The organism is Alienimonas sp. DA493 (assembly GCF_043951915.1).
Taxonomy (GTDB): Bacteria; Planctomycetota; Planctomycetia; order Planctomycetales; family Planctomycetaceae; genus Alienimonas.
In genome coordinates this window covers 1-22,995 of the sequence record NZ_JBINJD010000045.1, presented here as the reverse complement: position 1 = coordinate 22,995, position 22,995 = coordinate 1, and the positions used below count along the sequence as shown (strand labels likewise).

Genomic DNA, 22,995 nt, shown 5'->3' with positions numbered 1-22,995 from the left:
TGGGCGATCCGGTGCGACGAGCGGTTGGGCGAGGTGGACGGGGGGCGTTCAGACCACGTCGCTGGCGAGCGACACGATCTTCATATAACGACCACGCAGCTCCCGGGCGACCGCCCCGAAAATGCGGGTGCCGCGGGGGTTGCCGTCCTTGTCCGTGACGACCAGGGCGTTCGTATCGAACCGCACGTAGCTGCCGTCGACCCGACGGTGGGCCTTCCGGGTGCGGACGATCACGCCGCGGGTCACGGCGCCCTTCTTGATCGCGGAGCCAGGGGCCGCCTTCTGCACCGAGACGACGATGACGTCGCCCAGGCCGGCCGTCCGCTTCTTAGTCCCGCCCAGCACCTTGATGCACTTCACGATCTTAGCCCCGGAGTTATCCGCGACCTCGAGCTCGGTTTCCATCTGGATCATCGGGAGGCCTCGGACGCCGGACGACGGCGGATCTGGAAGGGGGTGTGCGGGGAAAACGCGTGACGGGACGCGGAACGAACGGACGGGGCGACTAGGCCGCGCAACTCAGCGGCTCAGGCGAGCCCTTCGGGCTTGGCGGCGGGCTCGGCGTCGCCGGTGGGCGGCTCCGTCAGCCCCTCGGGCGACTGGATCGGCTGACCGTCTTCCGCGACGGCGTTGTCGGCCGCGGCGCCGGTCGCCTCGGGGACGTCGGCTTCCGTCTCCAGGCTCGCCTGCACGGCGACCTCGTCGGACGCCTGCACGACGCGAACCAGCTCCCAGCGCTTCAGCTTCGAGTGCGGCTTGCACTCGACGATCTCGACCACGTCGCCCAGCTTGCCCCGCTCGTGCGGATCATGCGTGTGACAGACGGTCCGCCCCCGCACGATCTTGCCGTACTTCGGGTGCCGATACCGGCGCTGCACCTCGACCCGCAGGGTCTTGGCGTTGGCGTCGCTGGTGACGGTGCCGCGGAGTCGGGTCTTCATCGTTGGGAGGAAAGCATCTGGGGGAGTGCGGGGCGCCGGTCGGGGGAGGGAACCGGAAAACTGTCAGTCGATCGCCGGCCGACGCCGGCGGCGCTCAAGTTAGGCGGCGGACGCGGCGGAGCGTTCCCGCTCGTGCCGGATCGTCAGGATGCGGGCGATGTCCCGGCGGAGCTTCTTGAGGTTGGAGGGAGCCTCTAACTTCTCGGTGCTCGCCTGGAACCGCAGGCGGAACAGTTCCTGCCGGGCGCTGTTGAGCTGGTGGCCGAGTTCTTCGACGCTCATCTCCCGCAATTCGGAGGCGGTCGCCATGATCGTGTCTCTGGGATGCGGGGGAAGGGAACGGGTTCGCCCGCGGTCGCAAAACGCGGCCGCGGATCAGACTGGGTTAGGACTGCAACGGCCCGGGCGTCTTCTCGAGCAACCGGACCTTGACCGGCAGCTTGTAGGCGACGCGGGCGAAACAATCCTTCGCCGCGTCTTTCGACACGCCGAGGACTTCGAACAGGACGGTGCCGGGGCGGACCACGGCGACCCAGTGATCCGGGTCGCCCTTGCCCTTACCCATCCGCGTTTCCAGCGGGCGGGCGGTAACGGGCTTGTGGGGGAAGATGCGGATATACAGCTTCCCCTCGCCCCGGATGTACTGCATGATCGCGATCCGGCTCGCCTCGATGGTGCGCGCCGTCACGTAACCGGCCTCAGTGGCCTGCAGTCCGAAGTCGCCGTAGGCGATGGTGTTGCCCCGTTGGGCCTCACCTTTTATACGCCCTCTTTGCTGCTTGCGGTGCTTGACCCGCTTGGGCATCAACGCCATTGGTTTCTTCCGAGTAGTCGCCGAGGTCGATCCAGACTTTGACTCCGATGATCCCCTGGGCCGTTTTGGCCTGGGCGAACCCGTAGTCGATGTGACGCCGCAGTGTGCTCAGGGGAATGCTCCCCCGGCTGGCCTTCTCCCGCCGGCTCATTTCGGAGCCGCCGAGTCGTCCGGCCAATTCCATCTTCACGCCGAGGACGCCGGACTCCATCACGGAGTCCATCGTCCGCTTGATCGCCCGGCGGAAACTGCCGCGACGTTCGAGCTGACCGGCCAGGTCCTCCGCCACCAGCACCGCGTTGCGGTTCGGGTTGGAGAGTTCCACGATCTTGACGTCCATGCGACGACCGGTCAGGTCCTCCAGCTCCGCCTTGACCCGGTCCACGTTCTGGCCTTTGGAGCCGATCAGGACGCCGGGCTTGGCGCTGTGCAGGTGGACGACCACGCTGTCGCGCGTCCGTTCAATGTCGACGCGGGCGATCGCCGCGTTGTTGTTCTTGCTCTTGATGAACGAGCGAATCTTGTGGTCTTCGACCAGCAGATCGCCGAAGTTCTTCTTGTTGGCGTACCACTTCGAGCGGTGCGGCTCGGTGATGCCGATGCGGAAGCCGGTGGGGCGAGTCTTCTGTCCCATCGCTGCGGTCCTGTTCTAGCGTTTGATAACGCGGGTGTTCGGGCGAGGGGCGGGACTAGGAGACTTCCGGGGCGTCGACGGCCACGTGGATGTGGGCCGTGCGGCGGCGGATCATGTAGGACATGCCGCGGGCGCGGGCCTGGCTCCGCTTGATCATCGGACCGCCGTCGACGCGGGCTTCCGCGACGATCAGCCCCTCCGGGTTGCGGGCGCCTTTGTCCTCCGCGTTGGCGACGGCGCTTTTCAGCACCTTCTCCAACAGGCGGGCGCCGCGGTTATGAATGTATTTGAGTTCCTGCTCGGCCTGACCGGCGGTTTTGCCGCGGATCAGGTCCGCGAACGGACGCACCTTCGTCGCCGAGATGCGGGCGAACTTGTGGACGGCGCGGACGTGTGACACGGGAGGAGAGCGGTGAGAAGTGAAGCGGGGAGGCGGCGGGCGGCGGGGTCTAGCGTTTGCCCTTGGCCCCGTGACCGCGGAACGTCCGGGTGAGGGCGAACTCGCCGAGCTTGTGCCCGACCATCTCCTCGGTGACGTACACGTCGATGTGTTTGCGGCCGTCGTGCACCTGGAAGGTGTGGCCCACGAAGTCCGGGATCACGGTGCTGGAGCGGGCCCAGGTCTTGATCGGGATCTTCGTGCCGTCGGCGTCCTGCTTCTCCACCTTCTTCAGGAGCGAAGCGTCGACGAACGGCCCTTTTTTGGTGCTGCGACCCATCGGGAGGTGAGGGAGGAGGAAACGGTGTGCGGGTGGGGCGGGCGGCCGAAGCCGGCCGCGTCAGATTTTCTGGGTGCCGTAGCGACGGGACTTCCGACGCCGGACGATCGACTTCGAGCTGTTCTTGCGGCGCTTGCGGGTGTTGCCGCCCTTGGCCAGCACGCCGGTCGGCGAGCAGGGGTGACGACCGCCGGCGTTGCGGCCTTCGCCGCCGCCCATCGGGTGGGCGACCGGGTTCATGGCGGTGCCGCGAACCTTCGGACGCCAGCCCATGTGCCGCTTCCGCCCGGCCTTGCCGAGGCTGATGGCGCTGTGCTCGCTGAAGCCGACGGCGCCGATCGTGGCCCGACAGGCCGCGGGGACGCGGCGGACCTCACCGGAGGGCAGGGTAATCTGGGCCCAGGTGGACTCCCGAGCGTTGAGCACGGCCTCGGTGCCGGCGGCACGGCAGATCTGCCCGCCGCGGCCGGGCCGCATCTCGATATTGTGAATCGTGGTGCCCAGCGGGATCGCCGACAGCGGCATGCAGTTGCCGACGTCGGGGTCGAGGCCGGACTCGGCACTCATCACCGTCATGCCGGCTTCCAAGCCGGCGGGGGCCAGGATGTACCGCTTCTCGCCGTCCTCGTACTTCACAAGCGCGATCCGGCAGGACCGGTTAGGATCGTATTCGATCGCGACGACTTCCGCCGCGACGTTGTCCTTCTCACGCCGGAAGTCGATCAGGCGATACATCTTCCGCGCGCCGCCGCCGCGGTGGCGGGCGGTGATCACGCCCTGGTTGTTCCGACCGCCCTTGCGGGTGATCCGGACCAGCAGGGACTTCTCCGGCTTCTTCTTCCGGTCCGTGATCTCCACGAAGTCCGCGACCGACGCGTCGCGGCGTCCCGGACTGGTCGGCTTGTAGTTGCGGATGCCCATGAGAGCGGGGGAGGTGGAAAGTGCGAAGTAAAAGGGGACGAACGGACGCCGGTGCGGCTCAGAAGAACGAGATCTGGTCTTCGGCGTGCAGCTTCACGACGGCCTTCTTCCAGGACCGGGTCCGGCCGAGGCCGGAACGCGTCCGACGGGTCTTGCCGGCCCGGTTCTGCGTGCGGACCTTGTCGACGCGGACGTTCCAGATCGTCTGGACGGCGTTCTTGATGTCGTACTTGTTCGCCTGCGGGTGCACCTCGAAGGTGTACGCGTTGTGGCGCTCGGACAGGTGGGTCCCTTTTTCCGTCACCAGCGGACGCAGGATGACGCTGTAGGGGTCGAGGTCGATCGTGCGATCTTCCGCGAACTGTTCCGGTTTGGGGGGGACGGGGCGGCCCATGGTTCGGTCCTCCGGCGGTCGGTGTGGGGGCGGTGCGGGAGGGGTCAGGCGGCGAGACGCTGATCGGCGCGGCCGAGCAGCGCGTCCAGCGCGGCGACCGTGATGAGGAACTGGCGCTGGTGCAGCACGTCGTAGGCGTTCAGGTCGCCCACCGGCCGCACCCAGAGGTTCTCCAGGTTCCGACAGGCCCGCCAGGTGTCCGGATCGTGGCCGTCGATCGCCAGCAGGGCCGGAACCTCGTACTGGCCAAGAGTCTTCAGCCGCTCGGCAGCCAGCTTGGTGCGAGGCTTGTCGAGATCGAAGTCCTCCAGCACGACGGCCTGGCCGTCCTGGAACTTCGAGAGGATCGACATCCGCGTGGCGAGACGAATCGCCTTGCGGGGCATCCGGGTGTACCAGTCCCGCGGCTTGAGGGCGAAGGTGACGCCGCCGCCCCGACGGATCGGGGTCCGCTTGGCGCCCATCCGGGCGCGGCCGGTGCCCTTCTGGCGGTACATCTTCTTGGTGGAGCCGGCGACCATGCCGCGGGACCGGGTTGCAACCGTGCCCTGCCGCTTGTTGCGCTCGTACATCACGACGGCGTCGTGAAGGAGCTGCTTCGAGATCGTCGAGGCCAGCTCGTCGCCGTCGAAGTCGTAGGTGCCGGTCTCGCCGCCGTCACGGCCGAGCACGGGGACGCTGATCGCCGCCATGTGTCGCTGGGGGGGGGGGGTGGGGAGGGACCGGGGAAGAAAAAGGTGTGAGGGCGAACCGAAAGACTCAGGACAACCGCGGACGCGGTCAGGCCTGCTTCTTGAGGCGGTTCTTGGTGGTGTGCTTCAGTTCGACGAGCCCGCCGTTGGGGCCGGGAACGGCGCCCTTCAGCAGCACGGAGTTGTTGTCCGCATCGACCCGCACGATTTCGAGATACCGCACGGTGACGCGATCGTTGCCGTAACGGCCGGGCATCTTGGTGCCCTTCAGCACGCGGGCCGGATCGGCGCTCTGGCCGATGGAGCCGCCATGCCGGTGCACCCGCTTGACGCCGTGGCTGGCCCGCTGGCCGCTGAAGTTGTGACGCTTCATAACGCCCGCGGTGCCGCGACCCTTGCTGGTGCCGACCACGTCGACCCGCTTCAGCTCGGCGAGACGCTCGACCGTCAGCTCGTCACCGACGGAGAGACCGTGATCTTCGCCGTCAGTGCGGAACTCGCGGTAGTACTGCTTGGGCTCGCAGTTGGCCCGGGGGGCCGGCTCGACGCCGGCCTGCTTGCGGGCTTCCTGCTTTTTGCCGCCCAGATCCGCGACGTGACCCCGCTCGGCCCGGCTCGCCTTGCGGCGATCCTTGTCGAGGAAGCCGACCTGCACGGCGTCGTAGCCGTCGGTCTCCACAGTCTTGACCTGCGTGACGACGCAGGGACCGGCTTCGACGACGGTCACCGCAATGCGGGAGCCGTCTTCCTCAAACACCTGCGTCATGCCGATCTTACGGCCGAGCAGTCCGACGGGCATGGCGAGGAGGCGGGCGTGAAGGAAGCGAGGAGGAAGACCGGAGCCCGGGGCGCGAACCGCGGGACGGGCGGGATTGTCTGGTGGAGAGAACGCCCCCGCGAACGGGAACACACCCCCAAAGCGCCGGCGAACGAACGCGAGCGACGGGTCGAACAGTGAGCAGAAAGCCGCGACCGGAACTTCGGCCGTCAGCCCCCGACGCTGGCCTTAATCTTGATGTCCACGCCGGCGGGGAGCGACAGCTTGTTCAAAGCGTCGATCGTCTTGCCGGTCGGCTGGAGAATGTCGATCAGGCGTTTGTGAGTGCGAATCTCGAACTGTTCGCGACTCTTCTTGTCCACGTGGGGCCCGCGAAGGACCGTGTACCGCTCAATCCGGGTGGGCAGCGGGATCGGTCCGTGAACGCGGGCCCCGGTTCGTTTCGCCGTATCGACGATGTCGGACGCACTAGCGTCCAACGTGGAGTGCTCGTAAGCCTCCATCCGAATCCGAATGCGTTCCTGACCTGTCCCGGCCATTCCGTCTCAAGCTGTTGCCGAGTGGTTTCAAGTGAAGCCGCGGCACACGGGCTGCTCCTCGAAAGGGGCGTCCCGCGGGCGGTCGGGCAGAGTAAGAGGGACGCTCCGGGCCGTCAACGAACTTGGGGGCGATTGGCACGGAACTTTTTCGATCCCCCCTTGCGCCCGCCTTCGGGGGCGTTCCCGCAGGCCCCGGCGACGCCGCTTTCGCTCATTGCACGCTGGGCAACAGGGCGATGCAGAGGACCGGAAACAGGCATGCCGCCCACCAGCCGACCCACGTCGCCGGCCACCCGGTCCAGAACAGCAGCGTGGTGACGACGCCGCTGAACGCCAGTGCGAACGGAGAGAAGAAGAACAGCGCGTACATTCCGGCGCCGAGGTACGCCGCCACAATCGACGGCACGTCCGTCCAGGGATTCGTCCACTGATACGCGTCCGCGGGTTTGAGCGGATAGGCGATGAAGTACGTGCTGCTGAGCGTGATCAGACCCACGCCGCACGCCCAGCCCAGCAACGCCGCCCGCAACCACTGCCCGAACGTCGTCCGCGAGGGCGGCAACGGCGGGTCGATCCTCAGGTCGGGCGGGCCGACGTCGTCTCCGTCAGTCGAGTGAGCGCCGCCTGACATGCGTCCGCCAGTTCTGTGGTGCGACCGCATCGTAACGCCGCGATCGTCTCGCGGGTCACCTCGATCCACCGCTGCCGCGGGGCGTTGAAGCGAGCCCAAGGGTCCACCCGGTCGGGCGTCACGTCCTCCTCCAGGCAGCGGAGGTTGTGCAGTTTGTCGGCGAGGGCCAGCGCCCGGGCGGCCTCCTCGGCGACGGCGAGGCGGGCGCGGTGCTCCGCCTTGCGGAACTCCCACGGGAGTTTCTCGCCCCGCTCGTCCCGCTTCCGTTCCGAGAGAGCCCGCACCAGACCGCACACCCGCGGGGGGAAGGTCTCCGCCAGTTCCTCCGGCGTGACCTCGGTGTCCTCCAGCACGTCGTGGAGGGCGGCGGCGGCGAGCAGCTCCTCGTCGTCGCCCCAGCCGGCCCGGCAGAGCAGCGTCATCACCGCCAGCGGGTGGGTGACGTACGGCTCGGCGGAGTCCTTCCGCGTCTGTCCGGCGTGGGCGAGGGCGGCGTAGCGGGCCGCCCGGGTCAGCAGCGGGGGGTACGGGTCGCGCGGAGCCGGCTCCTTCGCCGCGAGTTCGCTCACGCCGAGGTCCCGGCGAGCGTCGCCGGCCCGGCGGAGGGGCGGCCGGCGCCGTTCTGCGGGCCGGCCGGCTGCGGGGCGGTCTCGTGCCGGAAGTGGTTGAACCGCACGTACTCCCAGTGCCGGTACAGCGGGACCTTCTGGACGAGTTCCTCCCGCGGGCCGATCGCCTCGACCCGGCCGCGGTGCAGCAGGATCACCCGGTCGGCCCGGCGGAGGGTCGTCATCCGGCCGGGGAGCAACAGCACCGTGCGGCCGGGGAAGACCCGGGCGAAGGTGTCGTCCAGCTGAACCTTACTGTCCTCGTCCAGCCCCTCGGTCGGCTCCTCCACGATCAGCACCGCCGGGTCGCGGAGCACCGCCCGAGCCAAGCCCAGCCGAAAGAGTTGTCCGGGAGTCAAAGTCTCCCCGAACTCCCCGAGGACGGTTTCGTAGCCCTGCGGGAAGCGTTGGACGAAGTTGTGCACGTGGGCCGTCTTGGCGGCGTCGATCACTTTGGACAGCGGCACCTCCGGGTCGCCGCCGGTCAGGTTCTCCCGCACGGTGCCGGTGAAGCAGGGGTCGCCCCCGCCGACGTAGACCGTCTCGGCCCGCAGGCTTTCGAGGGTGACCCAGGCGATGTCCTCGCCGTCGTACTTCACCCGGCCCCGCTGCGGTTCGAGGAACCGGGGCGGCAGGCTGACGAGGGCCTTGGCCTCCAGCGTGTCCGGGGCGGCGATCGCGGTGACGGAACCCGCCGGGATCGCGGCGCTGATTCCGTCCAGCAGCTTGCGACCGCGGGGGTCGGTGTAGTGAACGTCCTCGAACTCCAACGTCCGGGAGAGCGGTTGCAGGAACTTCGCCCCCACCGCTTGCCCGACCTCCGGCACGCGGTTGAGGTAGCGGTAGATGCGGTCCGCGGCGACGGCGGCGGCGTGGCGGTCGCGGTGCAGGTCGGCCAGTTCGTTGAGCGGTCGCAGCAGGCAGACGGCGATGCCCATCAGCAGCAGGGCGTGGGCCGGGGTGAAGGCCCCGTCGGTGTTCAGCACCTTCGTGCCCAGGATCGCCAGCACCACGGCGCCGGCGATCACCAGCGCCGCCCGGGCCAGACCGCGGGAGAGCCGGGCCTTACGGTTCGCCGCGGCGAGGTCAGACTGATACCGGCCGAGGTGCGTGTTGAAGCGGTCGCTTTCGAACTCCTCCATCCCGTAGCCGCGGACGACGCGGGCTTTGGTGAGCCCCTCGGCGAGCAGCCGCAGCGCCCGGTCGCTGCGGTGCCCGGCGACCAGCCGGGCGGCCTTCACCCCGACCGCCTGCCGGCGGAGCAGCCACCAGCAGGCCAGCAGGGGCAGGGCGATCTGCAGGGTGGTCAGCGGGCTGACCAACAGGGCGAACAGCGTGAGGACGGCGATTTTGATCGGGTAGCGGCCCATCCGCTGCACGCCGTCCTGCAGGCCTTGGCGGAGCGTCTCGCCGTCCTCGGTGAACAGGCCGAGCACCTCCTTCGCCCCCTCGTCGGTCAGGTCGCTGGGGCCCAACCGCAACGCCTGCCGGTGCAACGCCCGCCGCAGCCGGGTGACCGCGGCGCCGGCCGCCCGGGCGGCGGCCAGTCGGGCCCGGGAGAGGCAGAGGCTCCGCAGCAACCCGAGCACGACCGCGACGCCGATCAGCGTCGCCAGGGCGGAGAGGTTCGATCGCAGCGCCGGCACGCCGCGGTACAGCGCCGCCAGCAGCGGCCCGAGTACGCCGTCCCGGTTCATCCAAACGGCGTGGGCGATGCCACGGTCGCCCTGCGACATGCGGTAGCCCTCCGGCGCCGCCCCGTCCGCGACTGCGTCGGCGTCCCCGTTGACGTCCTCGGGGAGCGGATCCGCCTCGCCGGTGAGGACGAGCAGTTCCGCCAGATCGTCCCCCGCGGCGTAGACCAGCCCGCGGGAGATCAGCAGGTCCGCCACCAGATACAGGGCCAGCAGCACCCCAACCAGCAGCAGCGTGGCGACGAACGCCCACGCCGCGCTGCCGAGCGAACGGCCGCGGAAGTACTCGCGGCGGGGGAAGGCGCGGCGGAGGGAGGCGTGGGCGGGCACGACGATCGGCTCCCTGGCGGCGAGGACGGTGAGCGGAACCCGGACGTGACGGACGCACCATCCTAACCGCACACGCGGCCGAATCGGCAGTCCGCCGCCGCGGCGACCGTTTCGGTCGGTCCCCGCGACGACACAACCCTCAGAACCGCAAGCGTTCGCCGTCCGCCCCAGGGGCGCCCCGGGGGTCTCATGGAACCGCCTCAACCCCGGTGAGCCCGGAGCGCAAGCTCCGGCCGTGAGGCGTTCTGCACGGAGGCTGCGCCGACGGCCGTTCCTCGCCGATCAGAGCGAGAGCGGCGACGGACGCACCGCCGGAGCTTGCGCTCCGGGCTCACGCCGCTCGGCGGAGCGCCGGATCAGGCGAGGTCGCGGTCTTCGAACAGCAGGAAGGCCACGAGGATCGCCGCGGCGCTGTAGCACACGGTGTAGAGGGCCGCCCAACCGAGGTACTCCGGCGGGACCAGCGCCTCCCGGGCGATCGCGGCCTCGCTGCTGTAGGCCGGCAGGGCGGGCAGCACGGTGGCGATCAGGCCGGCGATGAACCGCACGCCCTCCACCAGAGTCCCGCCGTCCCCCTGCCAAAGCACTAGCACCCCGGTCAGGTGGCCGATGATAAACACGGTAAAACAGACGCTGAGGTTCACGACCATCGGCAACCGGCAACTGATCGCCACGCTGATCGCCGTCAGGACGGAGATTTCCAGGAAGACCAGCATCAGCGCCGGGACGACCTCGAAGGTGGAGAGCACCGCCTGCCGGTTCGGCACCCGCAGCTCCTTGCCGGACAGCCCGGGAACCCAGTCGAGGCCGATCTGCTCCGGCTGGACCCACTCGGTGTAATCCAGCTTCTCCTGACTCTCCCGCGAGTCGTAGATCACCTTGTAGTAGACCAGCCCGAGGAAGATCGCCCCCACGACGATCGTCAGCAGGCCGACCGCCTGCAGGATGCCGAGGTACTTGCCGAGCACGAACTGCCGGCGGTTGATCGGCTTGGAGAGCAGCGTCATCGCGGTGCGGCCCTCGATCTCGTCGTGGATCGTGGTGCTCGCGGTCCAGACGGCCACCAGCAGGCCGACGATCAGCATCGTGGCCAAACCGGTGTCCTTCAGCATCTTGACGTCCTCGCCGAGGCTGAAGAACGGCAGGAACGTGTTGACCACCAGCAGGGCCACGGCCAACGCGGCGCTGAGCAGGAACACCGGCTGACGGACCGCCTCCTTGGCCGTCGCCGCGGCCAGCACCCCGGCCCGGGTCGTGCGGCGGAACACGTACCCGCCCACCGCGATCGCCGCGACCACCCCGGCCACCAGCCACCACCCCTTCGCGGAGTTCCCCCCCACGCCCCAGTCGGACGCGTCGGCTCCGGCTTGGGCGAGGACCGGCAGGGCGTCGCCGAGCCACTGCGATCCGAGGAACCGGGAACCGGGGGCGAACGCTGAAAACACGGGCGGCGGACCGGTGGGAACGGACGGGCGGGAGCGGGAGTCGACGCTGCTACGCGGCCGCGGACGGTACCGTTGGGCGGGGACGCGGCCAATCCAGCGCTCGCCCGGGCGGGGGGTTCACTCGATCTTCGCGACCGCTTCTCCGGGTTCGGCGACTCGCACCCGCACCACGTTGCTGCACTGCCCCCCCTCGCCCGTGCTGCGGGCGAACGCCGGTCGCACGCTCGGCGGGACCCAGTCGGCGGCGGTGAGGAAAATCTGCCGCTCCGTCTCCCCCTTCCGGATCAGCACCCCCGACAGGCCGATGTTGTCCACAATCACGCCGTGGGCCAGGCCGAACAGCTCGAACTTCTGCTCGCCCCCGAACGGCTTCGCGTCGCCCTCCCCCTCAGAGGACGCGGCAGGATGGCGATCCATCACCAGTCGGGCGGTGATCGTCTCGCCGGGGCGGAGCACGAGGTTGCCGGCGGCGTCGAGGCGCGACCCGGAATCCGGCTCCAACCGCACCGTGAACTTCGGCGCCGGGCCGACCGTCAGCGGGCCGAGGTTCCCCAGCGCCTGCGTCCGCTCCTCTCCGTTCACGGCGCCGATCGCATTGACGGTGACGGCTTGCCACTGCGCCTCGGTCGGCGTCTCCGCATCCGCGGCGACCCGCAGCACGCCGGCGGCTTCGAATTGACCGGCCTGGATCTCCACCGGCCCGCCCGTCGAGAACCCGTCCGGCAGGTGGTCGATCGCCACCATCACCGGGCCGTCCCAGCCGTCGTGGCGGTCCAGCCGGACCTCCACCCTCGTCCCGCTGCCGGCCGCGACAGTCAGCCCCTTGTCGGCGGGGGGATGGATCGAGGCGGTGAACCCCGGCTTCGCTTCCCGCAGTGTGAGCTTGTAGCCGTAGTTCGAACCGCCCTCGCCGCGGACGTCGCGGACCCGCACGAGGTACTCGCCACTCTCGGAGAACTGCGAAGATCCTGCCGATGGGGCGACGAAGTGAATACGGGCCGCGGAGCCGAGTTCGCGTTCCGGGTCGTCGTCGTTCACGTAAGGGACCGCGAACACCGGTAGGCCGTTGTCCGGCAGGACCGCGTCCGGGGCGTGCGGGGCGACGGTGTAGACCGGTTCGAACAGTGCGTGGGCCGTGGCGCTGGTGCCGAAGTAGTTGATGCGGTGACCGCTCGCCGGCCGTTCGTAGAAACCAAAGCCGTTGTCCGGCCCCCGCGGCATCCGGTGCAACCGGACGACCTCGCCGTTCATGTAGAGGTACTCGTTCAGTTCCATCTCCTCCCAGAAATCCAGCCGCGTGTCGTTGGAGCTGTACGAATCGATCGGACGAAAGTTGATCACGCTGGCCCGGGTCGCCTGAAGCTGGACTTGCATCACCGGCTCGCCGTCCGGGCGGAGGATCTCCAGCAGCGGATCGGTCGGGGCGGAGCCCGGCTTGCCGCCCTCGGCCTGGGCGACGCACTCCAGCATCCACTCCTCCCCCGGGGCCGCGGCGAAGCGGTACAGGTCCGCATCGCCCGGCTCCCCGATCACCCCGAAGACCGACGAGGGAACCAACGGCGTCGCCTGCTCGGGCAGATCGTTCGGCTCCGCCTCCCGGCCGGGAGCCTCCTCCGCGGCGACGACCGGCGCCCCCGCCCCCCCCGGTTCGCCGTCGCCGATAGGCGGCGCGCCCCCGGGTGCGCTCTGCTCAAACGAAACGCGCTCCACGCTCCCGTCCAGCAGTCCGACAAGCGCCCGCACCGCGGCCCCGTCGGTCGTCTCGCCGCGAATTGCCACCGCCGAGGGCCAGTCCGGCAGGTCGATCGCCGGGCCGACCTGCGTGAAGCCCTCCTTCATGTCCGCCGGGCGGTCCCAGAGTTTGACGGTCGCGTCCTCCGCCGCGGTCACCAGTTGGCCGGTCGGGGCGAAGCTCAGCGAGAGCACCGGCCCGCGGTGCACGAACTGGCTCAGCCGCACCTTGGTCGTGCCCTGCCGGCCCGCGCCGGTCAGCTCCCAGGCCCGCAGCGTGCGGTCGGCGCCGGCGGCGAGCAGGTGCGTGCCGTCCGGCGTGAAGGCGACGCACAGCTGCGCCTCGGCGGGCTCGGTCAGGGTATCCTTCAACTCGCCGCTGTTTGCGTCCCACAGTTTGACGGTGCGGTCGTCCGAGGCGGTGGCGAGCAACGGCAGCGTCGGGTGGAAGGCGACGCCGAAGACCGGGCCGTTGTGTCCGGCCAGTACGGCCTTTTCCAGGCCCGTCGCCGGGTCCCACAACCGTACGACCTTGTCGTACCCGCCGGTGGCGAGCGTGCGGTCGTCCGGGGAGCTGCGATCCGGGGAGAGAGCCGCGGCGAGGATCGCGTCGGCGTGGCCCCGCAGCACGTAGGCCGGTTCGTCGCCGCTCCCGGCGTATTCGTTGGTGTCCCAGACGACCACCGCCCCGCCCAGCCCCGGCTCCCCGGCCGCGGCGAGGATCTTCTCGTCGTCCAGCCAATGCAGCGCGTGCACGTGCCCCGGCACGCCGCTCAGCGTGCGGACGACCGTTTCCGCGGCGGCGTCCCGCAGTTCGACCCGGCCGTAGCGGCCCACGGCGAGCGTCTCGCCGTCCGGGCCGACGGCGAGGGCGTGCACTGGCTCGCGGACCGTCGCCGCAGTGACCGTCACCTCCGGCACGATGAGCGTCGGCCGGTCGCTGCCCCCGGCGGCGCCGGCGTCGACCCAGGCCCGCAGCAGGGCGACCTCCTCCGCCGTCGGCCGCGGTTCGTCCTCGGGCGGCATCAAGCCGCCCTTCGAACCGTCCAGCAACCCGAACAACCGGCTGCCCGCGGCGTCGCCGGGCGCGATCACGGCGCCCTCGTACCCGCCCTTCATCAGCGCCGCGTGGTCGTGCACGGCGAACTCGCCGGAACGCTCCCCGGCGTTGTGACAGCCCGCGCAGTACTTCGTCAGCATCGGCCGGATCTCCCGGTCGTAGTCCGGCCCGTTCGTCTCCCCCTCCGCAGCGAACGCGGCCGGGGCGAGAACCAGCAGGGCGACGGCGGCGAGACGAACGGCGGACATGGCGGCGGAAGGACGGCGAGGAAAACGGGCGGACGCGCCGCAATTCAGTGCTGAAACAAGAATTCGCGACTGCTGAGCAGCCCCCAGTACAGGTCTTCGAGGGCGAGCCGCTTCGCGTCCCCCTCGGCGGCCTCCAGCACTTCAAGGACGGCGGCGACCTCCTGATCGGTCGGGAGCCGGTTCACGGAGGCGAGGTAGGCCTCCTCGATCAGTGCCGCGTCGCTCTTGCCGGCGGCCAGCCCGGCGGCGATGCGGCCGTCGGCGGCGGCGAGCTTTTCGTTCAAGGTGCCGCCGTTCATCACGTGCAGAACCTGCTTCATCGAGGGCATCTCCGTCCGCTCGCAGCTGCACGTCTGCAGGCGCTCGGCCCGGCCGAAGGTGTCGAGGAAGTAGCTGTCGACCGCGCTGTCCTTCAGCTGGATCGCCTTCGTTCCCTCCGGCCGGTCCTTGAACTGCGTGGGCACGTCGGTCGCGGCGCTGAAGGCGTCCAGCAACAGCTCGGCCTGCAACCGGCGGGGGAGGAAGTGGGAGTAGTAGCGGACGTCGCTCTCCGCCCCCGGCTCCGGCACGCTGCTGCGCTGGTAGGCCTCGCTGGTGAGGATCAGCCGCATCAGGCGTTTGAGGTCGTAGTCGTTCGCCACGAGGTACTCCGCCAGCGCGTCCATCAGGGCCGGGTTGCTGGGCGGGTTGGTCAGCCGCAGGTCGTCCACGGCGTCGACCAGGCCCACGCCCATGTAGTTCTCCCAGACCCGGTTGACAATCGCCCGGCTGAAGTACGGGTTCGCCGGGTCGACGAGCCAGTCGGCGAGGGCCTCGCGGCGGTCGCCCTGGTAGTCCGGCGGGAGGGGTTCGCCGTCGAGGGGCGCCGGCGGCTGCGGCTCGCCGGTGCGGGGCTGGATCAGATCGCCCTCGTCGGCGACGAAGATCGTGCGGTTCCCGTCCCCGTTGCGGAAATCGCCGCCCCAGCCCTTGCCCCGCACCCGGCCGAACAGGTTGGCGAAGGCGTAGTATTGGTCGTTGGTCCACTTCTCCAGCGGGTGGTCGTGGCACTTGGCGCAGGCGATCGACATGCCGAGGAACGCCGCGGAGGTGGTCTCCGCCATGATCTCCGGGTCCTGATGCAGGGCGAAGAAGTTGGCGGCCCCGTTATCGAAGGTGCTGCCCTTCGCCGTGACGATCCCGCGGGCGAACTCGTCCCAGCCGGCGTTCTCCTCGACCCGGTCGCGGATCCAGCCGTAGAAGCTGTCCACCGCCTTGGGCCGCAGGCGGTCTCCGCTGACGAGCAGCAGGTCGCTCCACTTGTGCGTCCAGTAATCGACGTACCCCGGCGAGGCGAGCAGTTCGTCGATCAGCCGCTCCCGTTTGTCCGGGGCGTCGTCGGCGAGGAAGGCCCGCACCTCCTCCGGCGTGGGCAGCCGGCCGGCGACGTCCAGGCTGGCCCGCCGCAGGAAGGTCGCGTCGTCGCAGCGGGGGGAGGGCGGCAGGTTGAGGGCGTTCAGCTTCTCCAGGACGAACTCGTCGATGAGGTTCGCCTTGGGAGCCTCGGCATAGACCGCCTCGGCCGGCGACTCGGCCCGGGGGACGACCGCGGTGCTGACGACGTTGCGGGCCAGATACCACGCCACGATCGGCCCCTCGCCGGGGCCGACGACGCTGACGAGCCCGTCCTCGGAGACCGTGGCGACGGTCGCGTCGGCGGCGGAGAACTTCGCCCAGCGGGTGACGTCCTCGGTGCGGCCGTCGGTGAAGTGGGCGACCACGACGAGCGGCTGTTCGTCGCCGACGCCCAGTTCCACGCGCTCCGGCAGGAGTTCCAGCCGCTCCAGCCGGGCGTCATGCGGAGAGGGGGCCGGGGTGCCGGCGGCGATCCACTCGCTCAGCACTTCGTAGTCGTCGCTGCCCTCCTCGAACCGCAGGCCGCCCTTGTGCGGCACAGCGGCGGTCGGCTTGGTGAGCAGCAGGGAGCGGGCCGGGTCGCTGGGCACGATCCGCCGGCCGCGGGCGCCGCGGGTGATCGCGAAGAAGTCCGTCTCCGGGTCGTAGCCCCGCAAACTCAGCAGGAACCCGCCCTTGCCCGCCGCCGCCCCGTGGCAGGCGCCCATGTTGCAGCCGCGCTTCGTCAGCACGCTTTGGACGTGGTTGCGGAAGCTCCAGGCGTGCGGTTGGTCGAACTCCGTCACGGTCACCTCGACTGCGGCGGTGCGTTCCCCGACGGTCGCCGTGAGCGTCGCCGTACCGTTGCCGACAGGCACCGCCCGCCCGTCCTGCACCGTCGCCACGGCGTCGTCCGAGCTGGACCACACGGCCCCCTCCGCCGCCGCCCCGAGCGTGCCGTCGGCCTGCCGGGTCTGCACGAGCAGCGTTTGGAAGTCCGCCGGGCCGGTCAGGGAGACCGTCGCCGGCAGCGCGGCGAGGCCGGCGCCCGGGTTCTCATTGGCCTCCGCGGGCGCGGCGAGCAGGGCGGCGGCGAGCAGCAGGGGCGTCATACGGCGGGGCGGGCGGGGAGATGTCGTGAGCCCGGAGCGCAAGCTCCGGCCGTGCGTCAATGCGTTCGCTTACGCGAACAGCTCGTAGAGCGGCTTGGTGCCGAAATCGACCAGCGGGAACGGCCGGCCGGCGGGGCCGGGCAGGTGCTGTTCGAGGTCCAGCCCGAGGCTGTGGAAGATCGTGCCCACAATGTCCGCCGGGGTGGTGGGGCGCTCCGCGGGATAGGCGCCGATCTCGTCGCTGGCGCCGACGGCCCGGCCGCCCTGCACGCCGCCGCCGGCGAAGTACATCGTCCAGCACTGCGGCCAGTGATCGCGACCGCCGGCGGGGTTCACCCGCGGCGTGCGGCCGAACTCCGCCAGATTGCAGACCAGCGTGTCGTCCAGCATCCCGCGGTCGATCAGGTCCGTCATTAACGCCGAGTACGCCTGGTCGTACATCGGGGCGACGACGTCCCGCATCCCCTCGATCGAGGTGAACGGATTCGTGCCGTGGATGTCCCAGGTGATCTCGTTGAACACCGTCAGGAAGGTGTTCACGGTGACGAACCGCACCCCGGCCTCGATCAGCCGCCGGGCGAGCAGCAGGCTGGCGCCGAACCGGTTGCGGCCGTAGCGGTCGCGGACGGAGTCCGGCTCCTGGTTCAGATCGAACGCCCCGCGGGCCTGCGGGCTGGTGATGAGGCGGTAGGCGCTCTCGAAGTTGGAGTCCATCAGCCGGGCCTGGTCGCTGGCCTCGAAGGCGGCGGCGTGGCCCTCGACGATGCTCCGCAGCTTGCGGCGCCGCTCCAGCCGGGCGTCGCCGAGGCTCTTCGGCGGCAGCAGGTCCGGGACCTTGAAGTCCGGCTGGGACGGGTCGGCGTTGAGGATGAACGGGTCGTGCCCGCGGCCGAGGAAGCCGGCGTCCTGACCGTTGGGCAGGTTCCCGCCGACCGCCCCCATGCGTTCCGGCAGGATCACGCTGGCCGGCAGGTCGGTTTTGCGGCCTCGCAGGTAGCTCAGCACGCTGCCGGCGTGGGGGCTGTTCACCCCGCCGGTGAACAGCCGGCCGGTCTGCATCATTTGCAGGCCGGTGTCGTGGACGGCCGGGGCGGTGTGATAGCAGCTCCGCACCATGCTGAAGCGGTCCGCCAGCTTGGCGTGCTCCGGCAGGATCTCCGAGAGCAGAAAGTCGCCCTTCGTGGGCACGGCTTGGAAGGGCCCGCGGATCTCTTTGGGGGCGTCCGGCTTGGGGTCGAAGCAGTCCTGCCCGCTGGGCGCCCCGAGGTTGAAGATGAGGATGCAGGCCTTGTCCTCGTGGCCCTTTTTGACGGCGCCGGCCTCGCTGGCGGCGGCCATGTCGGCCAGACTGAAGCCGAGGGCGGAGAGGGCGCCGACGGTGAGGAAGTCGCGGCGGGTGGAGCCGTCGCAGTCGTGGGCGGAGCCGTCGCCGAGCAGGTTCAACATGAGCCGGGGCCGCTGGTCGCAGGTCGGGGAAGATCCGGGGCTGTCCCGCGACTCCCGCCCCGTCACGCCCCAGGCTCCCGAGCGGGAGCCGCCGTGCGCGGACGCGGGCGACCGCCTTGCCGACCGGGGTCGGAGGCCGCACCGGGATCACGGTGACGGCGGGGTCGCACCGCCTCGGCACCGTGCGGCGGGTCGCTGCGTGGGACGCCGGCGCGCCACACGCAAGCCCGTGCCGATGCGTCCGGAGTTTACGTGCTCCGCCGCCCCCCGGCAACGTTTCGCCGGACGCCGCTGCCGTCCGCAGTTGCGAACCCGGCCCGTCCCGCGGACGCTGCGGGTCGTTCGGTTCGTTCTCGTCCCCGCACCCCGCCTCCGCATCAGGAGCCCCTATGATCCGCATCGGCATCGTCGGCCTGGGTTTCATGGGGTACACGCACTTCACGGCCAGCGCGAAGCTGCGCGGCGGGAAGATCACCGCGATCGCCAGCCGCGACCCCAAGAAGCGGGCCGGCGACTGGACCGGGCTGAAAGGCAACTTCGGCCCGCCCGCCGGCAAGGTGGACCTCTCGAAGGTCACGGCCCACGAGACGATCGACGAACTGATCGCCGACCCGAACGTCGACCTGGTCGACATCTGCCTGCCCACGGGGATGCACGAGTCGGTCGCCCTGAAGGCCGCCGCGGCCGGCAAGCACGTGTTCGTCGAAAAGCCGATCGCCCCGGACCTCGCCGCCGCCGACCGGATGGTCAAGGCCTGCGAGGAGGCCGGCGTGCTGCTGATGGTCGGCCACGTGCTGCCGTTTTTCCCGGAGTTCCGCTACCTCTGCGAAGCCACGGAGAAGAAGAAGTACGGCAAGCTGCGGGCGGCCCACTTCGCCCGGGTCATCTGTCCGCCGAACTGGCGGGAGGGCGAGGACGACTTCGTGGCGCTGGGCGGCTGGGGCGCCGACCTGCACATCCACGACACGCACTTCATCAGTCTGCTGTGCGGCGTGCCGAAAAAGGTGTTCAGCCGCGGCCTGCTCCGCGAGGGGCTGATTGAACACGTGCAGAGCGAATACGTTTGGGAAGACGGCGGCCCCAACGGCAACCCGCCGGTCGGCTCCGTCGCCGGCGGCATCGCCGCCAGGGGGCACGACTTCCGCCACGGCTTCGAGGCCCACTTCGAGAAGGCCACCATCCTCTTCTCCGCCGCCAACATGGGCGGGGAGTTCGCCGAGGACCGCCCGTTGACGGTCGTCTCGCAGGGCGGGCAGGTGCGGGAGCCCAGCCTGAAGGGCGGCGAGGAGTGGTTCAGCCCCTTCGCCGCGGAGCTTCAGGCCGCCGTGAAGGGCGTGAAGGAGCACAAGGCCCCCCGCACCCTCTCCGGCGCCCTGGCCCGCGACGCCCTGAAGGTCGTCGCCGCCGAAACCAAAAGCGTGAAGGCCGGCGGGAAGCTGACGACGGTGTGACGGGAAGTTTGAAGTCGGAAGGATGAAGTCAGAAGTTCGGCCTATCCTGTGAACCCGGCCGTCGCCCGACGCGTCACTTCTGACTTCTGAATTCCAACTTCCGACCTCGTCCCTGTGCCGATCGAGAACCTGCCCGTCCACGAAGCCACCCTGGCCGGCTTTCCCGTGGAGGGGTACGGCCGCGGGGCGGTGCAGAGCTACGTCCGCTTAGTCGAACAGAAACTGCTGTTTGATCTCGGCGGCAGTCCGTGGGACTTCCAGAACACGCCCACGGCGTTCATCACCCACGGCCACCTGGACCACCTCGCCGCGCTGCCGGTGTTCGTGGCCCGGCGGCGGATGATGAAGATGGAGCCGCCCGTCGTGTACGTGCCCGCGGCGATCCGCGACGACGTGCACCGCATGTTGCGCAGCTGGCAGCGCCTCGACCGCGGCCGCATGGCCGTCGACCTGATCGGCCTGGAGCCGGACGAGGAGGTGAACCTCAGCCGCGAACTGTCCGTCACCACCTTCCCCACGACCCACACCGTGCCGAGCCTCGGTTACGTGCTGTGGGGCAAGAAGCGGAAGCTCAAGCCGGAGTTCGAGGGCCTGACGCAGGACGAAATCCGCGTCGAGGCGATGAAGGGCACGGAGATGAGCGGCGAGGTCCGCGAGCCGCTGGTCGCCTACACCGGCGACACCTCCCCCGCCGGCCTGTTCGACACCGACGGCGGCGCCGACGCCTTGAAGGCGAAACTGCTGATCACGGAGATGACCTTCTTCCGGGCCGACCACCGCCGGGCGAAGATCCACAAATTCGGCCACATGCACTTGGACGACGTCGCGGAGCACGCCGACCGCTTCGAAAACGAGGCGGTCCTGTTCGTCCACGCCAGCACCCGCACCTCCGACCGCCCCTTCCGCAAGGCGGTCCAGAAGCGGTTGCCCGCCGATCTGTGGGACCGCACGACGATCTGGTTTTAATCTCGATCTCCGCATGCCGGACGTCCCGCCCCGCGACCTCGGCCCGGTCCGGTCGTCCCGCCCGCTGGACCGGCGCCTGCCCGCTTGGCCGGCGATCGCAGGCGGGCTGCTGGGGGCGGTGAGCCCCGTCGCCACCGCGATTCTTGTCGTCGTCGCGACCGAATCGAACCGGAACCTACGGTTGGGCGAACTGCTGACCGGCCTGTGCGTCGGCGGGAGCGTTGCGTTCCTGTTCGGTCTGCCGGCAGCGGTGACGGCGGTCTCGGTCGCCCCCCGGCTGCCGGTCTACCCGACCAGCGGACCCGCCCGGGTCTGGGCGGACTTCGGCGTCGCCTTCCTCGCCGGCGCCCTCGCCGTGCTGACGCTGTTCGGGCTGTTCGTCCTCGCCGGCTCCTGACGCCCCCGAAATGACCGACATTTCGCCCCCCGCCGACGACGACCGGTCCGCCCCGCGATGGACGTGGAGCCTGTGGACGACGCTCGGCGGGGCCGGCGGCCTGACGGCGCCGCTGATGGCGGTCGTCACGGTGCTGACGATCGCGAACGGAGTGCCGCTGTCGGGCCTTATTCCGCCGCCGGATCTGTTCGTCCTCGCCGCGCTGATCGGCTCCGCGGTCGGCGGGTTCGGGGCCGCGCGGGCGCTGGCGGAGCGGAACCGGCGGGAAGAGTCCTGGCCGCTGTGGACCTGCGAGTTCGGCGGGGCGTTCCTCGCCGGGGTGGCGACGATGGTCGTCGCCTTCGGTCTGTTCGCGCTGATCGCCTGGATGATCCTTTCCGGCGCCGACTGATTCCGGGGCCGTCGACATCCGCCCGCACTGATGCGTTCGCCTGCGGCTCTGTTTACCTTGGCGGCATGGCCACCCCCAAGCAGCGTCGGAACGAACACCTCGCCCGCAAGTCGCGGGCGGCTCCGCGGCGGCGGCTGGTCGGGGCGCTCGCCGGCGGGGCACTGGGGCTGATTGCCCCGATCGTTGTCGTGCTGATCTGGGCCGCGGTCGACGGCGGGTGGGAGGAATACGGCCTGGAGCCGGAGGGCGGCACGTCCGCGGTCGTCACGGCCCTGCTGATGCTGGCGATCGGCGTTGGCTTCCCGGTCGGCCTGCTGGGGGCGATGCTCGCCCGCCGCCTGCGGACCTCCCGCGGGGCCAGCTGGGGCGACGCCGCGACGGCCTTCCTCGGGGCGTTCCTCGCCGGGGTCCTCGCCGCGGTCGTCATCGGCCTCTCGTTCCCCCTGCTGAATTAGCCGCGACTGGAGGGAGCGTTCCCCCGCGGCCCGGAACGCTCCCTCCGGTCGCGGCTAACGCACCGTCTGCACGGCGTCCCACAGGCCATCGAGGTCCTGCCCGAAATGCTTCTGGAACAGGGCCAGCCGGTCCTCCGGCGACTGCGGGACCAGGGGGGGCAGGGCGGCGAGATCCGTCAGGTAGGCGGCGAACGCCTCCGGCCGGTCCTCCCGCAGGTGGTTCACCAGCGCCCAGCTCACGGCGTAGGCGGCCTCGGCGACGGTCGGGTCGCTGAACAGCGTGTCCGCGGCGATCAGTTTGCCCAGCGGGTTCGTGTCCCGCAGCTCCCGGTCCCGGCGGCGGGCGGCGAGGAACTGCCGAAACGTCTTCGCCCGCACCACGTTCTTTCCCCCGTCGAACCCCCGCCAACCCAGCGGCGTGCGGCGGTCGGTCGCCTCGCCCTGCATCGCCAGGCCCTCGGTGAGCCACAGCGGGTTGCTGGCCAGCCGGGTGTGCAGGCCGGCGTTGTAGGCGAGTTGATGGATCGCCTCGTGGGCGACGGTGGCGACGTTCGCCTGCCGGTTCGCGGCCCGCTCCCGGACCGAGGCGCCCCCGCGCGCGCCGCCTAACGGCGACGGCGAACCGGCGAAGTCGTAGAGGACAATGCGGTTGCTCACCGGATCGTAGTAGCCCTGTGAGAGAGCCGGGTTCACGCCTCGCGCCGCCTGCTCGGGACGCTGGGCGAAGGCTTCGAAGGCCGCCCGGTCGCGGAGGATCAACACCGGCAGCGGGCCGGCGGGGCCGCCCTCGGGCGTGGGGAACGTCGCCGGGGGAAACTCCGCGACGAACCCGGCGTGCACCGCTTCCAGCAGGTCGCCGGCCCACGCGGTGAACTCCGGCGAGGCCGTCGAGGCGATCGCAAAGTGCGGCGTCACCCGCGTCGCGGCGCCCGCCCCCAGCTCCTCGGCGAGCGTCGCCGCCAGTTCGTCCGCCGGCAGCGGGGCGAAGGGTTCGCCGGTGGGCGTGCGGCTCGTCAGTCGGGTCGCGGCGACGGCGTGCAGCGCCCCGTCCCGGCCCTTCAACAGGACCCCGCCGTCGTCGCCTTCGAGGATCACCCGCCCCGTCACCGACTGCGGCCCCGCGTCCGTCTGCCAGACGACCGTCTCCGCGGGTTCGGCAGCGAACAGCAGGAGGGCGAGGGGGAGTGCGACGCACATGCCCCCCAGCGTAACGCCGAGGCCCCG

25 protein-coding genes are annotated in these 22,995 nt (G+C 70.3%); 5 read left to right on the top strand and 20 right to left on the bottom strand.

All coding sequences use genetic code 11. The annotated features are described in order from the left end of the window. Window positions 1–48 precede the first annotated feature (48 nt). The 19 genes from rplN to ACG2DA_RS09090 all read right to left on the bottom strand — a co-directional run bounded on the left by rplN (window position 49) and on the right by ACG2DA_RS09090 (window position 18,111). Window positions 49–414: a 50S ribosomal protein L14 gene (gene rplN, locus ACG2DA_RS09180; RefSeq protein WP_395255281.1), complete on the bottom strand. Its 366-nt coding sequence runs from the start codon at window positions 412–414 to the stop codon at window positions 49–51. Between the two features lie 113 nt (window positions 415–527). Further along, a complete protein-coding gene (gene rpsQ / locus ACG2DA_RS09175) occupies window positions 528–941 on the bottom strand; it encodes a 30S ribosomal protein S17 (protein ID WP_395255280.1) in 414 nt (137 codons plus the stop codon). A 99-nt stretch (window positions 942–1,040) separates the two neighbouring features. Beyond that, window positions 1,041–1,250 carry a 50S ribosomal protein L29 gene (rpmC, locus tag ACG2DA_RS09170; RefSeq protein ID WP_395255279.1) on the bottom strand — a complete coding sequence of 70 codons (210 nt, stop codon included), beginning with the start codon at window positions 1,248–1,250 and terminating at the stop codon, window positions 1,041–1,043. Between the two features lie 76 nt (window positions 1,251–1,326). Then, window positions 1,327–1,755, bottom strand: coding sequence for a 50S ribosomal protein L16 (rplP, locus tag ACG2DA_RS09165; RefSeq protein WP_145358916.1), 429 nt, complete (start codon window positions 1,753–1,755; stop codon window positions 1,327–1,329). Then, window positions 1,694–2,389, bottom strand: coding sequence for a 30S ribosomal protein S3 (gene rpsC, locus ACG2DA_RS09160; RefSeq protein ID WP_395255278.1), 696 nt, complete (start codon window positions 2,387–2,389; stop codon window positions 1,694–1,696). The genes rplP and rpsC overlap by 62 nt, the downstream gene beginning before the upstream one ends. A gap of 55 nt (window positions 2,390–2,444) precedes the next feature. Beyond that, a complete protein-coding gene (rplV, locus tag ACG2DA_RS09155; RefSeq protein ID WP_395255277.1) occupies window positions 2,445–2,789 on the bottom strand; it encodes a 50S ribosomal protein L22 in 345 nt (114 codons plus the stop codon). Between the two features lie 49 nt (window positions 2,790–2,838). Beyond that, window positions 2,839–3,108 carry a 30S ribosomal protein S19 gene (rpsS, locus tag ACG2DA_RS09150; RefSeq protein ID WP_395255275.1) on the bottom strand — a complete coding sequence of 90 codons (270 nt, stop codon included), beginning with the start codon at window positions 3,106–3,108 and terminating at the stop codon, window positions 2,839–2,841. 60 nt (window positions 3,109–3,168) lie between these two features. Then, window positions 3,169–4,029 (bottom strand): 50S ribosomal protein L2, encoded by an 861-nt coding sequence (gene rplB / locus ACG2DA_RS09145; protein WP_395255274.1) that lies wholly within the window; start codon window positions 4,027–4,029, stop codon window positions 3,169–3,171. Window positions 4,030–4,087: 58 nt separating this feature from the next. Continuing rightward, window positions 4,088–4,423: a 50S ribosomal protein L23 gene (rplW, locus tag ACG2DA_RS09140; RefSeq protein ID WP_395255273.1), complete on the bottom strand. Its 336-nt coding sequence runs from the start codon at window positions 4,421–4,423 to the stop codon at window positions 4,088–4,090. Window positions 4,424–4,467: 44 nt separating this feature from the next. Continuing rightward, the gene (rplD, locus tag ACG2DA_RS09135) at window positions 4,468–5,115 is read right to left on the bottom strand and encodes a 50S ribosomal protein L4 (protein WP_395255272.1); all 648 of its coding nucleotides are present in this window, start codon (window positions 5,113–5,115) and stop codon (window positions 4,468–4,470) included. Between the two features lie 88 nt (window positions 5,116–5,203). Next, window positions 5,204–5,914, bottom strand: a complete 711-nt coding sequence (gene rplC, locus ACG2DA_RS09130; protein WP_395255270.1) for a 50S ribosomal protein L3 — start codon at window positions 5,912–5,914, stop codon at window positions 5,204–5,206. A 188-nt stretch (window positions 5,915–6,102) separates the two neighbouring features. Beyond that, the gene (gene rpsJ / locus ACG2DA_RS09125; protein WP_145358908.1) at window positions 6,103–6,432 is read right to left on the bottom strand and encodes a 30S ribosomal protein S10; all 330 of its coding nucleotides are present in this window, start codon (window positions 6,430–6,432) and stop codon (window positions 6,103–6,105) included. Window positions 6,433–6,643: 211 nt separating this feature from the next. Continuing rightward, entirely contained in the window at window positions 6,644–6,994 is a 351-nt protein-coding gene (locus ACG2DA_RS09120) for a hypothetical protein (RefSeq protein WP_395255269.1), read from the bottom strand. A 14-nt stretch (window positions 6,995–7,008) separates the two neighbouring features. Beyond that, window positions 7,009–7,632, bottom strand: a complete 624-nt coding sequence (locus ACG2DA_RS09115) for an HD domain-containing protein (protein ID WP_395255268.1) — start codon at window positions 7,630–7,632, stop codon at window positions 7,009–7,011. Beyond that, entirely contained in the window at window positions 7,629–9,695 is a 2,067-nt protein-coding gene (locus tag ACG2DA_RS09110; RefSeq protein ID WP_395255267.1) for an ABC transporter ATP-binding protein, read from the bottom strand. Before ACG2DA_RS09110 ends, ACG2DA_RS09115 begins: the two co-directional genes overlap by 4 nt. A 356-nt stretch (window positions 9,696–10,051) precedes the next feature. Further along, window positions 10,052–11,140, bottom strand: a complete 1,089-nt coding sequence (locus tag ACG2DA_RS09105; protein WP_395255266.1) for an ABC transporter permease — start codon at window positions 11,138–11,140, stop codon at window positions 10,052–10,054. Between the two features lie 117 nt (window positions 11,141–11,257). Beyond that, the gene (locus ACG2DA_RS09100) at window positions 11,258–14,179 is read right to left on the bottom strand and encodes a c-type cytochrome domain-containing protein (protein WP_395255265.1); all 2,922 of its coding nucleotides are present in this window, start codon (window positions 14,177–14,179) and stop codon (window positions 11,258–11,260) included. Window positions 14,180–14,223: 44 nt separating this feature from the next. Beyond that, complete coding sequence (locus ACG2DA_RS09095; RefSeq protein WP_395255264.1) at window positions 14,224–16,665, bottom strand: DUF1549 domain-containing protein; 2,442 nt, start codon at window positions 16,663–16,665, stop codon at window positions 14,224–14,226. Between the two features lie 69 nt (window positions 16,666–16,734). Then, window positions 16,735–18,111, bottom strand: coding sequence for a DUF1501 domain-containing protein (locus ACG2DA_RS09090; RefSeq protein ID WP_395255263.1), 1,377 nt, complete (start codon window positions 18,109–18,111; stop codon window positions 16,735–16,737). Between the two features lie 389 nt (window positions 18,112–18,500). Here ACG2DA_RS09090 and ACG2DA_RS09085 point away from each other — a divergent pair, with 389 nt between their 5' ends. The 5 genes from ACG2DA_RS09085 (at window position 18,501) to ACG2DA_RS09065 (ending at window position 21,771) form a co-directional block, all read left to right on the top strand. Beyond that, entirely contained in the window at window positions 18,501–19,562 is a 1,062-nt protein-coding gene (locus ACG2DA_RS09085) for a Gfo/Idh/MocA family protein (protein WP_395255262.1), read from the top strand. Between the two features lie 114 nt (window positions 19,563–19,676). Further along, window positions 19,677–20,528, top strand: a complete 852-nt coding sequence (locus tag ACG2DA_RS09080; RefSeq protein ID WP_395255261.1) for an MBL fold metallo-hydrolase — start codon at window positions 19,677–19,679, stop codon at window positions 20,526–20,528. 13 nt (window positions 20,529–20,541) lie between these two features. Beyond that, window positions 20,542–20,925: a hypothetical protein gene (locus ACG2DA_RS09075; RefSeq protein WP_395255260.1), complete on the top strand. Its 384-nt coding sequence runs from the start codon at window positions 20,542–20,544 to the stop codon at window positions 20,923–20,925. Between the two features lie 10 nt (window positions 20,926–20,935). Next, the gene (locus ACG2DA_RS09070; RefSeq protein WP_395255259.1) at window positions 20,936–21,316 is read left to right on the top strand and encodes a hypothetical protein; all 381 of its coding nucleotides are present in this window, start codon (window positions 20,936–20,938) and stop codon (window positions 21,314–21,316) included. Window positions 21,317–21,381: 65 nt separating this feature from the next. Continuing rightward, window positions 21,382–21,771: a hypothetical protein gene (locus ACG2DA_RS09065; protein ID WP_395255258.1), complete on the top strand. Its 390-nt coding sequence runs from the start codon at window positions 21,382–21,384 to the stop codon at window positions 21,769–21,771. Between the two features lie 54 nt (window positions 21,772–21,825). On the opposite strand, the gene ACG2DA_RS09060 is transcribed toward ACG2DA_RS09065, so the two are convergent. Next, window positions 21,826–22,995 (bottom strand): DUF1570 domain-containing protein (locus ACG2DA_RS09060; protein ID WP_395255257.1); only part of this gene is annotated, 1,170 nt, incomplete at its 5' end.

Excerpts from the sequence above, each read along its gene's own strand:
- rplN (WP_395255281.1), bottom strand. The coding sequence starts at position 414 with ATGATCCAGATGGAAACCGAGCTCGAGGTCGCGGATAACTCCGGGGCT.
- rpsQ (WP_395255280.1), bottom strand. The coding sequence starts at position 941 with ATGAAGACCCGACTCCGCGGCACCGTCACCAGCGACGCCAACGCCAAG.
- rpmC (WP_395255279.1), bottom strand. The coding sequence starts at position 1,250 with ATGGCGACCGCCTCCGAATTGCGGGAGATGAGCGTCGAAGAACTCGGC.
- rplP (WP_145358916.1), bottom strand. The coding sequence starts at position 1,755 with ATGGCGTTGATGCCCAAGCGGGTCAAGCACCGCAAGCAGCAAAGAGGG.
- rpsC (WP_395255278.1), bottom strand. The coding sequence starts at position 2,389 with ATGGGACAGAAGACTCGCCCCACCGGCTTCCGCATCGGCATCACCGAG.
- rpsS (WP_395255275.1), bottom strand. The coding sequence starts at position 3,108 with ATGGGTCGCAGCACCAAAAAAGGGCCGTTCGTCGACGCTTCGCTCCTG.
- rplB (WP_395255274.1), bottom strand. The coding sequence starts at position 4,029 with ATGGGCATCCGCAACTACAAGCCGACCAGTCCGGGACGCCGCGACGCG.
- rplW (WP_395255273.1), bottom strand. The coding sequence starts at position 4,423 with ATGGGCCGCCCCGTCCCCCCCAAACCGGAACAGTTCGCGGAAGATCGC.
- rplD (WP_395255272.1), bottom strand. The coding sequence starts at position 5,115 with ATGGCGGCGATCAGCGTCCCCGTGCTCGGCCGTGACGGCGGCGAGACC.
- rplC (WP_395255270.1), bottom strand. The coding sequence starts at position 5,914 with ATGCCCGTCGGACTGCTCGGCCGTAAGATCGGCATGACGCAGGTGTTT.
- rpsJ (WP_145358908.1), bottom strand. The coding sequence starts at position 6,432 with ATGGCCGGGACAGGTCAGGAACGCATTCGGATTCGGATGGAGGCTTAC.
- ACG2DA_RS09100 (WP_395255265.1), bottom strand. The coding sequence starts at position 14,179 with ATGTCCGCCGTTCGTCTCGCCGCCGTCGCCCTGCTGGTTCTCGCCCCG.
- ACG2DA_RS09095 (WP_395255264.1), bottom strand. The coding sequence starts at position 16,665 with ATGACGCCCCTGCTGCTCGCCGCCGCCCTGCTCGCCGCGCCCGCGGAG.
- ACG2DA_RS09090 (WP_395255263.1), bottom strand. The coding sequence starts at position 18,111 with ATGTTGAACCTGCTCGGCGACGGCTCCGCCCACGACTGCGACGGCTCC.
- ACG2DA_RS09085 (WP_395255262.1), top strand. The coding sequence starts at position 18,501 with ATGATCCGCATCGGCATCGTCGGCCTGGGTTTCATGGGGTACACGCAC.
- ACG2DA_RS09075 (WP_395255260.1), top strand. The coding sequence starts at position 20,542 with ATGCCGGACGTCCCGCCCCGCGACCTCGGCCCGGTCCGGTCGTCCCGC.
- ACG2DA_RS09070 (WP_395255259.1), top strand. The coding sequence starts at position 20,936 with ATGACCGACATTTCGCCCCCCGCCGACGACGACCGGTCCGCCCCGCGA.
- ACG2DA_RS09065 (WP_395255258.1), top strand. The coding sequence starts at position 21,382 with ATGGCCACCCCCAAGCAGCGTCGGAACGAACACCTCGCCCGCAAGTCG.